This is a genomic window from Rhizobium sp. BK312 (assembly GCF_014193605.1).
Lineage (GTDB): Bacteria > Pseudomonadota > Alphaproteobacteria > Rhizobiales > Rhizobiaceae > Rhizobium.
This window is the reverse complement of record NZ_JACHZP010000005.1, coordinates 316,543-329,367: the sequence shown is the minus strand read 5'-3', so window position 1 is coordinate 329,367 and position 12,825 is coordinate 316,543. Positions and strand designations below refer to the sequence as shown.

12 protein-coding genes are annotated in these 12,825 nt (G+C 60.7%); 4 read left to right on the top strand and 8 right to left on the bottom strand.

The window, feature by feature from the left end; translation table 11 throughout:
• Nucleotides 1-30: 30 nt before the first annotated feature.
• Both FHT85_RS16480 and FHT85_RS16475 read left to right on the top strand, forming a co-directional pair.
• Complete coding sequence (locus tag FHT85_RS16480; RefSeq protein ID WP_112409799.1) at nucleotides 31-2,319, top strand: NADP-dependent malic enzyme; 2,289 nt, start codon at nucleotides 31-33, stop codon at nucleotides 2,317-2,319.
• A gap of 77 nt (nucleotides 2,320-2,396) precedes the next feature.
• A complete protein-coding gene (locus FHT85_RS16475) occupies nucleotides 2,397-3,806 on the top strand; it encodes an adenylate/guanylate cyclase domain-containing protein (protein ID WP_112336684.1) in 1,410 nt (469 codons plus the stop codon).
• 18 nt (nucleotides 3,807-3,824) lie between these two features.
• Here the strand turns inward: FHT85_RS16475 and FHT85_RS16470 are convergent, their stop codons facing one another.
• The 5 genes from FHT85_RS16470 to FHT85_RS16450 all read right to left on the bottom strand — a co-directional run bounded on the left by FHT85_RS16470 (nucleotide 3,825) and on the right by FHT85_RS16450 (nucleotide 9,778).
• Nucleotides 3,825-4,703, bottom strand: a complete 879-nt coding sequence (locus FHT85_RS16470) for a GNAT family N-acetyltransferase (RefSeq protein WP_112336685.1) — start codon at nucleotides 4,701-4,703, stop codon at nucleotides 3,825-3,827.
• Between the two features lie 231 nt (nucleotides 4,704-4,934).
• Nucleotides 4,935-7,223 (bottom strand): PAS domain-containing hybrid sensor histidine kinase/response regulator, encoded by a 2,289-nt coding sequence (locus tag FHT85_RS16465; protein ID WP_112409798.1) that lies wholly within the window; start codon nucleotides 7,221-7,223, stop codon nucleotides 4,935-4,937.
• 55 nt (nucleotides 7,224-7,278) lie between these two features.
• Nucleotides 7,279-7,797 carry a signal peptidase II gene (gene lspA / locus FHT85_RS16460; protein WP_112336687.1) on the bottom strand — a complete coding sequence of 173 codons (519 nt, stop codon included), beginning with the start codon at nucleotides 7,795-7,797 and terminating at the stop codon, nucleotides 7,279-7,281.
• A complete protein-coding gene (locus FHT85_RS16455) occupies nucleotides 7,794-8,654 on the bottom strand; it encodes a TrmH family RNA methyltransferase (protein ID WP_112399616.1) in 861 nt (286 codons plus the stop codon). Before FHT85_RS16455 ends, lspA begins: the two co-directional genes overlap by 4 nt.
• Nucleotides 8,651-9,778, bottom strand: a complete 1,128-nt coding sequence (locus tag FHT85_RS16450; RefSeq protein ID WP_409527335.1) for a class I SAM-dependent methyltransferase — start codon at nucleotides 9,776-9,778, stop codon at nucleotides 8,651-8,653. The genes FHT85_RS16455 and FHT85_RS16450 overlap by 4 nt, the downstream gene beginning before the upstream one ends.
• 115 nt (nucleotides 9,779-9,893) lie before the next feature.
• Between FHT85_RS16450 and FHT85_RS16445 the strand changes: the two genes are divergently transcribed.
• Both FHT85_RS16445 and FHT85_RS16440 read left to right on the top strand, forming a co-directional pair.
• Entirely contained in the window at nucleotides 9,894-10,346 is a 453-nt protein-coding gene (locus FHT85_RS16445) for an SRPBCC family protein (protein WP_015338611.1), read from the top strand.
• 36 nt (nucleotides 10,347-10,382) lie between these two features.
• The gene (locus FHT85_RS16440; RefSeq protein ID WP_112409796.1) at nucleotides 10,383-10,841 is read left to right on the top strand and encodes a GNAT family N-acetyltransferase; all 459 of its coding nucleotides are present in this window, start codon (nucleotides 10,383-10,385) and stop codon (nucleotides 10,839-10,841) included.
• On the opposite strand, the gene FHT85_RS16435 is transcribed toward FHT85_RS16440, so the two are convergent.
• The 3 genes from FHT85_RS16435 to sppA all read right to left on the bottom strand — a co-directional run bounded on the left by FHT85_RS16435 (nucleotide 10,833) and on the right by sppA (nucleotide 12,624).
• A complete protein-coding gene (locus FHT85_RS16435) occupies nucleotides 10,833-11,165 on the bottom strand; it encodes a LapA family protein (protein ID WP_112336691.1) in 333 nt (110 codons plus the stop codon). The genes FHT85_RS16440 and FHT85_RS16435 overlap by 9 nt on opposite strands.
• A 167-nt stretch (nucleotides 11,166-11,332) precedes the next feature.
• The gene (locus FHT85_RS16430) at nucleotides 11,333-11,641 is read right to left on the bottom strand and encodes an integration host factor subunit beta (protein WP_015338608.1); all 309 of its coding nucleotides are present in this window, start codon (nucleotides 11,639-11,641) and stop codon (nucleotides 11,333-11,335) included.
• 26 nt (nucleotides 11,642-11,667) lie between these two features.
• Complete coding sequence (gene sppA, locus FHT85_RS16425; protein WP_112399618.1) at nucleotides 11,668-12,624, bottom strand: signal peptide peptidase SppA; 957 nt, start codon at nucleotides 12,622-12,624, stop codon at nucleotides 11,668-11,670.
• Nucleotides 12,625-12,825 lie beyond the last annotated feature (201 nt).

Below are 12,825 nucleotides of genomic sequence, written 5' to 3'. Positions count from 1 at the left end.
CCGGTCGCCCACAGGAGGTTTGGAGGAACAATGGCTGAGAGCAAGAGCAAGTCGCGTCCGGGAACGGGGATCACCGATCAGGAAGCATTGGACTTCCACAGGAACGGCCGTCCCGGCAAGCTTGAGATCAACCCGACCAAGCCGATGGCGACCCAGCGCGATCTTTCGCTTGCCTATTCGCCCGGGGTCGCCGTCCCCGTGAAGGCGATCGCTGCCGATCCGGCCACCGCCTACGACTATACCACGCGTGGCAATATGGTCGCCGTCATTTCCAACGGAACAGCCATTCTCGGCCTCGGCAATCTCGGCGCGCTCGCGTCCAAGCCGGTCATGGAAGGCAAGTCGGTCCTCTTCAAGCGCTTCGCCGACGTCGATTCGATCGATCTCGAGATCGATACCGAGAATGTCGACGAATTCATCAATTGCGTGCGCTATCTCGGCCCCTCCTTCGGCGGCATCAATCTGGAAGACATCAAGGCACCCGACTGCTTCATCATCGAGCAGCGCCTGCGCGAGCTCATGGATATCCCCGTGTTCCATGACGACCAGCACGGCACCGCCATCATCGCCGCCGCCGGCCTCATCAACGCACTGGAGCTGACAGGGCGCGACCTCAAGACCACCAAGCTCGTCTGCAACGGCGCGGGCGCTGCCGCCATCGCCTGCATCGAGCTGATCAAGTCGATGGGCTTCAATCCGGAGAACGTCACCCTTTGCGACACGAAGGGCGTGATCTATCAGGGCCGCAGCGAGGGCATGAACCAGTGGAAGTCGGCTCATGCGGTCAAGACCGACAAGCGCACGCTAGCGGAAGCCATGAAGGGCGCCGACGTCGTGTTCGGCCTGTCGCAGAAGGATGCCTTCTCCGAAGACATGATCCGCTCCATGGCCGACCGGCCGATCATCTTCGCCATGGCCAATCCCGATCCGGAAATCACGCCGGAGGAAGTCGCCCGCATCCGCGACGACGCCATCATGGCGACGGGGCGCTCGGACTATCCGAACCAAGTCAACAACGTCCTCGGCTTCCCCTATATCTTCCGCGGTGCGCTCGACGTGCGCGCCACCACTATCAATGACGAGATGAAGATCGCCGCCGTGAGAGCCTTGGCCAGTCTTGCGCGCGAAGACGTGCCCGATGATGTGGTCGCCGCCTATCAGGGCGCAAGGCCGCGCTTCGGCGCGCAATATATCATCCCCGTGCCCTTCGACCCGCGCCTTATCTCGGCAATCCCCGTAGCTGTCGCAAAAGCTGCGATCGAGAGCGGCGTAGCGCGCCGCGAAATAGCAGACATGGAAGCCTATGCACGCGAACTCTCGGCCCGGCGCGATCCGATCGCCTCGACGCTGGCGCAGCTCTACGAACGAGTGCGCCGACATCAGAAGCGCATCGTCTTTGCCGAAGCGGAAGAGGAGCAGGTCATGCGCGCCGCCCTCTCCTACGCCAATCAGGGGCTCGGCACGGCGATCCTTCTCGGCCGCGAAGATCTGATCCAGGCGACCGCCGAACGCGCCGGTATCGATCTCAACCGCCCCGGCCTCGAGATCGTCAATGCTCGCATCTCGAAGCGGGGCGATGCCTATATCGATTATCTCTATGCCCGGCTGCAGCGCCAGGGCTACCTGCATCGTGACGTGATCCGCCTGATCCATAACGACCGCAATCACTTTGCCGCCTGCATGGTCGCATTGGGCGATGCCGACGGCATGGTGACGGGCGTCACCCGCAACTATTCGACCGCGCTCGGCGACGTGCGCCGCTGCATCGACGCCAAGCCGGGCCACCGCGTCATCGGCATATCAATCGTGCTTGCCCGCGGCCGCACCGTCTTCGTCGCCGATACCGCCGTGCATGACATGCCGACCTCGGAAGAACTGGCCGATATCGCCGAGGAAGCTGCCGGCTTCGCACGGCGCATGGGCTATGAGCCGCGCGTCGCCATGCTCGCTTACTCCACCTTCGGACATCCCCCGGGCGAACGCTCCGAGCGGGTGCGCGAAGCGGTGAACATTCTCGACAAGCGCTACGTCAATTTTGAGTTCGACGGCGAAATGGCCGCCGATGTGGCGCTGGACCGCAAGCTCATGGAAAGCCTCTATCCCTTCTCGCGGCTATCCGGACCGGCAAACGTGCTTGTCATGCCCGCTTTCCACTCTGCGGCGATCTCCACCAAGATGCTGCAGGAGCTCGGCGGCTCCACCGTCATCGGCCCGCTGCTCGTCGGCCTCGACAAGCCGGTGCAGATCACATCGATGGGGGCCAAGGATTCCGATATCGTCAATATGGCCGCGATCGCGGCCTATGGTGCGGGGTCGTAGACGCTACCTTATGAAATTGAGCCGGCGACCCAACAAAGGTGATGGGCTCCGGCGTCAATTCGGTGTAAAATAGCGAGATGAGTGAGGCCCAGGTCCTATTCGGAGTGCTGCGCCATTCTGCGCAGCCTGAGATTGTCGATGCTATCGAGCGGCTCGTCCTTGAGGCACCCGACCGCAAGCTTAACCGTGTGAATGCGCTCGCCTTCGCCGCCGACCATAGCTTCGATGAAGAGCAGACTATCAATGCCTTCCTGCACGCGTCGCGCCTTGGCCTGTTCGAGATGTCGTGGAATGTTCTTTGCCCCGGCTGCGGCGGGGTATTGGATGCCAATACTTCGCTGAAAACCGTGCAAAGCGACACCTACAACTGTACGCTTTGCGCAGCCGGCTACGAGCCGACGCTTGATGAGATGGTGGAAGTCACCTTCACCGTCAGTCCGCGCGTGCGCCACATAGAAGCGCACAATCCGCACGACCTGCCGCCCCTTGAATATTTCCGTCAGATCTATTGGGGCTCGGGTATCGACCTTCCCGACGAGGGATATGAAGAAAAAGTCGATCAATTCGTTCTGGAATCGCTCGAGCTGCCGCCCGGCGAGAAAGCGGTGATATCGCTTCAATTGCCGGCGGAATTCACCATCATCTTCGAGCCTGTCACGCATGCAGCGCAATTCCTCGATGTGAAGGGAGAGCCGACGAAGGAACGGCAGACCCTCTCAATCGTTTTCGATCGCATGCACCGGCACAGCGAAGCAATCGAATTGCGGCCCGGTCCCTTGCGCATCCAGATGGAGAACCACACGGACCTTCGCGTGCTGCCGTCGATCTGCGTGGCAAACGAGGCTCTGCACACGCTGCTTGGACAGCGCCGGCCATTTCTGACCGCCAAGCACCTGCTTTCCAACCAGACCTTCCGTGACATCTACCGTACGGATACGATCGACATCGATCAGCGACTGAAGATCACCAGCCTCACCTTTCTGTTCACCGACCTGCGCGGTTCCACGGAATTATACGAAAGGGTAGGCGATCTCGCTGCCTTCGATCTGGTCAAAACCCATTTCGGCATCCTGCATGAGATCGTGGCGGCGGAGGCGGGTGCCGTCGTCAAGACGATCGGCGATGCGGTCATGGCGACGTTCCCGACGCCGGATCGGGCGCTCACTGCGGCGATGCGGATGCGCGAGGCTATGCTCAGCCTCAACAATGAGCGCGGTAACGATGACCTTCTCCTGAAAATCGGCATCCACGAGGGGCCGTGCATCGCCGTGAGCCTGAATGAACGGCAGGATTATTTCGGGCAGACGGTCAATATCGCATCCCGCGTCCAGCATCTCGCCACATCACGCGAAATCTTCGCCACCAGTTCGGTGCTCGATCATCCTCGCGCTGCCGAACTGATGACAAGACGCGGTCTCACGCCGCAATCGCATCATGTCGCGCTGCGCGGCATCACCGATGCGATCGATATTTTTGCGATCCCCTGAGACCTATCTTGAGATTTTTCAGCTTGCGAAGCGACCCGCATCCGCGCCGTAATAATTGACGTAGCGGTCCGAGATGCTGGCGATCGGCAGTACGATCAGCACATCGGTCGTGTTGAAGGCGTGGTCGACAACGGCGTTGGAACCGACCATGGCACCGAGGCGCAGATATCCCTTGATCAGCGGCGGCATCGCCATCAGCGCTTTCTTCGGATTGACGGCTTCGACCGGCATCAGGTCCATGGTCCGGGCGAGCGACGGCAGAGCACCGACGGCCCAGTCATCCTTGGCGACAACATTGTGATAGAGAAAGGACAAGGCGAGCGCGTGCTGTTCCGGCAGGACACCGGGGAAGGAGGCGCAACCGATCATCGCGCCCATGCCGTGCTTCAGCGCATAGGCCCAATTGCCTTGCCACAGCAATTCCACCGTGCGCTTGTTCCGGTATGCCGGCAACACGCAGGAACGGCCGAGTTCCATGAAACGCTTATCGGGATGACGGGCAAGCAGCGCGTCGATGTCGAATTCCGATGACGAATAGAAGCCACCATTTGCCATGGCCACTTCCTGGCGCAGCAGGCGGTAGGTGCCGACGATCTGGTCCTCCGGATCGCCTTCGATCGAGCGATCCAGCACCAGAAGATGGTCGCAAATGGCGTCCCAGCTGTCGACGTCGCGTTGACGACGCATGGCGTCAGCCGGAAGTTGCGCGTTCATCTCCTCGACGAAAACGCGGTAGCGTACGGCCTGAGCGGCATCGATTTCGCGCGCCGTGCGGGCAAGGCGCGTTTCGAGATTTCCGATGCGTCCGAGCACATCGCTGGCAACCGGCTCAACCGTTGCCTTTGAAGACTGAACCATTTCGCCCTGAGCTTCGCGATTCAAGATTTCGATGGACATGGCGATTCTCCCCCTACGGGCCGATATAGCGCCATAAACCAAATTCGTGCGACAGGAAAGTGACACGCAGCCTTGCTAAATGCAAGAACCGTGCCCATTGCAATTTTTCGAATAGGCGCGCCGTCCCCAACTTAGCAGCGGCAAATGCCACAAGTTGAACCTTCTCGCCGCCCTCTATCGAACATTGATGAGCCGGCTTTCTTGTCCTTCGCTCGAAGATCGAAAATAATTTTAGGCGCGTTCGAAAACCGATCGGGACAGGCCTTTCAGCACTGTCTTCAGCTTCTCTGGATCGACCGGCTTGACGATGACGGCATCGGCTCCGGCCAGAAGTGCCTGACGGCGGATCGAATCGCGGGTGTCTGCGGTCAGCACGACGATCGGCAGCGAAGGAAGGCCATGCCTGCGTTCATAGGCCCGCAACTGCGCAAGTACAGCCGCGCCCGTGCCGCCCGGCATGTTGAAATCCGTCACCAGCACCTCCGGCCGTGTTTCGGGCTTTTCGATGCGGGCTCGAAGGCCATCGAAATCCTCGACGACGCGGACCCTGTGGCCAGCCTTTGAGAGCATGGCCCGGACCAGCATCGCATTGACCGGGTCATCCTCGCCCAACAAGATATCGAGCGCACGATCGTCCTCCGCCTCCGGCGTCGTTATGCCGATCTCGGACACCGCCTCGATCAGTGCCTCACGCCTTTCCATGCCGCGCATACGGCCCCTCAGCACGTCTATCAGCGATTGTTCGCGCAGCGGACGGATGAGCCAGGCGTCGAAAAGGTCTAGCGGATGGGTGTTACGCTCTTCGGGATTGACCAGGAAGATCTTGCGCAGCCGGGGCACCGCAAGCGCATTTCCCTCGCTGAAATACCAGGGCGCCATGCGATGATCGACGATGAGATCCGTCCACACCCCGCCCTCACCCATCGGGAAGGATGGCAACAGATCATCCATATCGGTCGGGCCGATCAGCCGGCAGCGGCCACCGAGCGTCTGTATTGTTCGCATGATGGCCGTGCTTGCCGCCCCTTCGGGGGCAAGCAGGAGGATACGAGAGCCCCTGAGCATGGTATTGCGCCGGTCGTATCCGTCCCCTCCGGCAACCAAGCCGACCGGGAAGGAGATGACGAACTCGCTGCCCTTGCCGCGCTCGCTGGCAACGCTGAGCCCGCCGCCGAATTCGCGCAGGATGCGGGCTGAGATTGCAAGGCCGAGACCGGTGCCGGCGCTTCTTTCCACCGTGGTTCCGGCTTGCTCGAACTCGCCGAAGACGCGGGCCTGCTCCTCCTCAGTCATACCGGGACCGCTATCGCGCACGGATATCGTCAAATCCCGGCCATCGAGATCGACGCTGACAAGAACGCCACCGGTCTGGGTGAATTTCACCGCGTTGCCGATGACATTGAACAGGATCTGGCGCAACCGAGCAGGATCGAACTCCAAGTTCTCCGGAACATCGGCCGCAACGCTTGCAGCGATTTCTATGCCCTTTTCATGGGCGCGATGGGCGAGCATCTCGATGACGCCTTCCAGCAGCGGCCGCAAAGCCTCCTGCCGTGGATGCAACTGGAAGCGACCGACTTCGATCGTGGAGAAATCCAGGAGATCTTCGACCAGCTGCACCAGCGCGTGACCCGATTGGCGAATGCCGGTGAGGTAATTTGCCTGCTCCAGGGTCAATGGCGTCTGGGCGAGCAGATGGTTCATGCCGAGAATGCCAGACAGCGGCGTGCGGATCTCATGGCTGACGGTGGCGAGCAGGCGGGATTTGGCGGCGCTGTTATACTCGGCCTTCAATCGGGCGTCTTCGCGCAGGCGCGCAACCTGCCGCTCCTCCGTCACGTCGCGCGCGATGCTCTGTATGCATAATTGCCCAGTCGTCGCATCGCGGAACATGACATCGTGCCAGGCAAAAATGCGCCGCCCCTCGGGCGTTGCGATTTCCGCATCCTGATGCTTCGCGCCGGTGACGGTACGGAATACGAGGCCGGTCTCTTCCAGCGTCAGGCCCTCCAGATGCGGCCTGCCGGTCAATCGGCTGAACGTGGCATTGGCATGCATAATCCGCCGGTCGATGCTGCGTGTGACGGTGATATCACCGAGCGCATCATGGACGGTGGCAAGGAGATTGGCGCTTTCCCTGTGCTCCCACAAGCGATCATGCTCGCTCTCGTTGGCATCGGCAGCGGCAATCTCAGGCTCGCCTGCAGCGCCTCGGGCTTTGACGATGCCGACAGCGGCAAGCGCAAGGGCCACAAGGCCAAACAGGCCCGCGAGCAGCAGCGGACCTCCGGTGAGGCCAATCACCAGAAAGGCTGCCCCAGCGACAAGACCCCCGCCATTCAGCCAATGGCCCAGCAACGACCGGGCCTGCGCGGGCAATGGCGATTGCTGCCCCGCCTCACGCGGTACTGTCGATTTTACAAGCGACGACTCGTCGGCGGCCGGCCCTTCGCTCGGTCCCGTTTGGTCGTGAACTGCCGCAGCGGCAAGCTTTTCCTGCAGATCTGCCAGAGTGCTCATGCAGTCTGGCTATCATGGGCAGTCTTCCCGATGCCTTCAGGGATTCGATAGAATTTTACGCTTTTGCCTTTTTCGGCATGAGAAGTTCGTCGAGAATGACGCAGCCTGCACCGACGGTGATGAAGCTGTCGGCAAGATTGAAGACGGCAAAAGACCACGTCTGCGTATGAAAGAGGATGTAATCGATCACGTGACCGTAGAGAAAGCGGTCGAGCAGATTGCCGAGAGCGCCGGCGATGATCAGGGCAAAGCCCGTATGCGCCAGCCAGCGGTGATCGGGCGTGCGTCGCCAGAGCCACAGCACGAAGGCGACGATGACGAGCCGCATCCCGACGATGAACCAGCCATCCATGCCCGACAGCATCGAGAAGGCCACGCCGAGATTATAGGTGCGATAAAGGGCCAGCATCGGGATGACCGGAACCATTTCCTGTAAGGGAAGCCAGTTGTCGACCATGATCTTGATGGCCTGGTCGAGAACAACGGCAACCACGATGAAAATCAGGATTGGCAGGGGCCGCGAAAACAGGGCTGGCTTTGCAGTCGGCTGTTCGTGGGTCTCGCTATCGGTCATCGGGTCTCGCTCAAGGTCAGGATATGGCGGCGGGCCTCGAACAGCATGACCGCTGTCGCGACCGCCAGATTGAGGCTGTCGGCGCGGCCGGCCTGCGGGATGCGGGCGAGCGCATCGGCCTCTTTCGCCAGGGCATCCGGCAGGCCGGACTGCTCGTTGCCCATCAGGATGACGACGGGCTTCTTCTTGTAATCGATGGTGCGATAGTCCACCGCGCCAGCCAGATGGGTGGCGACCACGGAAACCTCAGCCTTCTTCTTCCAGGCCAAGAACTCTTCCGGCGTTGCCTTGACGACAGGAACGGCAAAGACCGAGCCCATGGTGGCGCGTACGGTTTCCAGCGAAAAGGGATCGGTCGTCTCACCGACGAGGATGACGCCGGAAGCGCCGGCCGCATCGGCGGTGCGGATAATCGTGCCGAGATTGCCGGGATCGCGGACGCGGTCGAGCGCTACCCAGGTTTCGCCGGCCTTCGGCTTCACGTCCCGAAGCTGTTGCCAGCGCTGCTCGAAGACGCCGACTACCATCTGCGGATTGTCGCGGCGGGTGATCGAGCCGATGACCTTTTCGCTGACCTCCAGCACAAGACCGCCGGCCGCCACCGTCTTGGCGGCCACCTGTTCGACGAGAGGTTTGCCCTTGGCGGCCTTGGCATAAACAAGCGTGCGGATCGTCCAGCCGAGTTCGAGCGCGTCGATGACGAGCTTCAGCCCTTCGGCCAGGAAGGCGCCGCTTTCCTCGCGGGACTTCTTGACCGTCAGCGCCTTGATGTCCTTTACGATCGGATTGGCAAGCGAGGTGACCTCCTTGACCTGTCCGACCTTGCGTGGACCGTCATTGCGGAAATCCTGGTTCATTTCGGCACCCAGCGGCTGAAGAGAGAGGTGGAAAGCGCCCTGCCCGGCGTGCGGCCGTCAAGGCCGGCCTCGCGGATGACCAGCTCGCCGGATTCGACCACGCCGCCGGCGCCGCGCATGGTCTCGCGCATCAGCTCATGGATCGAGTAGAAGCTGGCGCGGATGGAATAGGCCGTCAGCACGAGGCCGAGCGCCTTCGGCGACAGGATTTCGCGGCAGATATCGAGCATCAGCGGCAGATGTTCGAATAGATGCCAGACCTCGCCGTTCGGGCCCCGGCCAAATTTCGGCGGGTCGGTGAGGATGATGTCGTATTTATTGCCGCGCCGCTCCTCGCGCAGGATGAACTTCATTGCATCCTCGCAGATCCAGCGGATCGGCAGTTTTTCCATGCGGCCCAAGGCCTGGTTTTCCCGCGCCCAGCCGATCGCCTTCTTGGAGGCGTCGACATGGGTCACTTCTGCGCCAGCAGCGGCTGCCACCAGGGAGGCGACGCCGGTATAGCCGAAGAGGTTCAGGACCTTCAGCGGCCTTTTCGCCGCCTCGACCTGCTCCTTCATCCAGGCCCAGTGCACGATCTGCTCCGGAAAGACCCCGACATGTCGGAAGGCGGTGAAGCGGCCGAGGAAATCGACGCCGAGCAATTGCAGCGGCCAGGTCTCGCCGAGCGCTTCGCGCGGAAAGCGCCAGCGGCCCATGCCGTCCTCATCGGTATCGCCGGTGAAGATCGCATCGGCATTGTCCCAGACATGCGCGGCGAGCGACGGCGGCCACAACGCCTGCGCTTCGGGCCGAACGATGCGATACGGTCCATACTGCTCCAGCTTGAGGGCATTACCGCTGTCGATCAGGTGGAAATCGCCGGCACCGAGTGACTCGAGGATCACCGGCACGCGCTCCGTCGGCCTCTCGCCGGTTCGCGCAATCAGCGGACGTTCCGGCGCTGCGGAAGCGGTCGCCGCATCGCGCGGCTCGGTTACCCGTTCGCCATGACGGGGCGAAGGCTTGGCTGGCCTCGAAGCATGCGCGGGCTTTGCCGGCGGCTTGCCGGGCATATCACGCCGGGGTTTTGCCCCGAGACCGCCCGCACTTTTCTGGCCGGGCCGGCTTTCCCTATGTTTCACCATGCTTGTCTCAAAATTGATATGTGCGTGCAAATAGCATCTGGCCGCCACTTGGCAAAGCGCTTTCCGATCTGCGATGATCCATGCACAAAATGTCACATTGGGAGGATTGCGCATGGACATGACCGGCGAGGAGCGGATCGCAGCACCCAGGGACGCCGTATGGGCGGCACTGAACGATCCGGAGATCCTCAAGCAATGTATCCCGGGATGCCAGAGCCTGGAAAAGATCTCGCCGACGGAACTGACCGCGACGGTAAAGCTGAAAATCGGCCCGGTTTCCGCCTCCTTCAATGGCGAGGTCAAGCTTTCCAACATCAACGCACCGGAAAGCTACACGATATCAGGCGAAGGAAAGGGCGGAATTGCCGGTTTCGCCAAGGGCGGCGCAGACGTCGTGCTCAAGGAAGACGGCGACGAGACCATCCTGCAATACGAGGCGAAGGCGCAAGTCGGTGGCAAGATCGCACAGCTCGGTTCGCGGTTGGTCGATTCGAGCGCCAAGAAGCTGGCGCAACAGTTTTTTTCCGATTTCACCGCGGCGATCAACGGTCAATCCGGCGCCTGATTGCTGAGCGCATATTCGGCGCCCATATAGTCGATCATGACATCGAAATCTCAGACATGGGCCATCCGGCCCGCACGCGAACAGGATATGCAGACGCTCGCGGAGATTTATCTCCAGGTCCGCCGCGAGACATTCCGCTGGGTCGACCCCGATCGCTTTACACTGGAAGACTTCGCCACTCACACGAATGGCGAGCGTCTGTTCGTCTGCGAAGATGAGCATGGCACAGTCGCCGGCTTCGCCGCGATTTGGGAGCCGGACGACTTCATCCACATGCTCTATATCCTGCCGGCATTCCAGGGCCGTGGCGCGGGCAAGGCACTACTGGCCGCACTGCCGGATTGGCCAGCGCGCCGCTATCGGCTGAAATGCCTGGTCAAAAACATCCGCGCCATGGCGTTCTACAGGATGCTCGGCTTCGAGATCATCGGCGACGGCGCGTCGCCGGAAGGGGATTATAAAGAGATGCGGCTTGGCGATGCCGCTTCACTTTGACGGCAGCTGCCCGGCGATCTCTTCGGCGCGCGTGCGATGCTTGTCGGCTTCAGCCTGCCAGCGTACGGCCTCGCGCGACTGGTTACGCGCGCGCTTGCGATGTTTTCCCTGATTAACCCACGTAACTGCGGCACCGACGATCATGCCGAGGATCAGCGCCACAAACAACAGCACGAACAGGGGCGCATTCAACGACAGCACCTGATCCTCAGGCCGAAAGGGATTGAGCGCCAAAGTGACGGATTGCCTGTTAGCAACGCAGAATATGATGAGGATGATGCCGAGCGGCAGCAATATCAGCAGATTGACGATCTTCTTGGCCATTGCGCAGCTCCTTTATCCGCGGCCATGAGTGCCACGCACCCAAGCCACCTTCAGCCGCAGAATAGAAAAGAGGCGGCTGGATTCAAGTGCCACCGCGTCGCGGCACAATCATGTCCTACAACTATTTTCGTCGGCGCATTTGGGAAAACTCGGCCGGAACGGCCCGATCAGTTGTCGTCTTCCTCATCGTCGCCGGCGCCCGGATTCAGGCGCTCGCGCAATTCCTTGCCCGTCTTGAAGAAGGGAACCCATTTTTCCTCGACGAAGACGGTATCGCCGGTGCGTGGGTTGCGACCGGAGCGTGAAGGCCGGTTCTTGACGGAAAAGGCACCAAAGCCGCGAAGCTCAACTCGGTTTCCCGCTGCGAGCGCATCGGTGATCTCATCCAAGACAGCATTGACGATATTTTCGACGTCGCGGTGATAGAGATGCGGGTTGCGGGCGGCAACAATCTGCACCAGTTCCGACTTAATCACAGCTATCCCCTTAAATCATTGATTTATCAATTGGCTGCACCCTGCCAAACAGAAAGCAGGCCGTCAAGAAACAACTTATCGGTCATGATTTTCTGGAGGCTCTCTCCTTTGATAAAATCATCATAACCGAGGCGATTTAGCAACCAGGAAGCGGCACCCGGCCAAAAGAAGGACGAAGTTTTGTCTTCCGGCTTCCAATCGACGATCGGCAGGTCCTTCTTGACCTTGCGCGTTTCGAGATAGGCGAGGATTTCGTCCTCGCCGCCGAGCGTGTCGATCAGCTTGTTCTGCAGCGCCTGGCGACCGGTGAAGATGCTGCCGTCTGCAAGCTTCAGCACTTCGTCGCGCGGCAGTTTGCGGCGCTCGGCAACCAGATCCACGAACCAGGCGTAGCTGTCCATGACCATATTGCGGATCATGTTCTTGGCGTCTTCGCTGGCGGGATGGAAGGGCGACGGCTCGGCCTTCAGCGGCGCCGACTTGATCTCGTCGAGCGAAACGCCGACCTTATCGAGGAGATCCTTGACCTGCGGATACTGGAAGATGACGCCGATCGACCCGGTGATGGAGGTATCGCCCGCAACGATATCGTCGCCGGCCGTCGCGATCATGTAGCCAGCCGAGGCAGCGACGGTGCGAATGTCCGACACAACCGGCTTCTTGGCGGCGACCGCGCGGATCGCCTTGAAGATCCGCTCGCCACCATAGGTCGTTCCGCCCGTCGAGGAGATCGACACGATCAGCGCCTTGACCTGGTCATTGTCGCGGATCTTCTTCAGCCGCTCCAGAAGTTCCGGATCGTCCTGGATGAGCCCGGAAATCTTGACGCGGGCGATCTGCGGACCGCGCACATCGGGCAGATCGGCAGAGACGAAGCGATAAAACGCAAAGCCCAATGCCACCAGGAGCAAAACGGCAACAATGCGCCAGAAACCGAGCTTGCGGCGCAATTGTCGCCGATCCGCGATTGCAGAACTATCCATCACGCCTTATTTCTCCCCGCAACAAATTGAAAGCGCTACAAACCGGATGTATGACACCTTGAAACGGGCACAATCCTCAGAGAAAAGCGTTTCCCGTTTTCGATGTCGTCGGCGGGACGTCGCTCTGTCGTTCATCAGATAGGACATCGCCCGACCTGATGAAACCGGCCGATGGCATATTTTTCTGCTAAAATTCGCCCA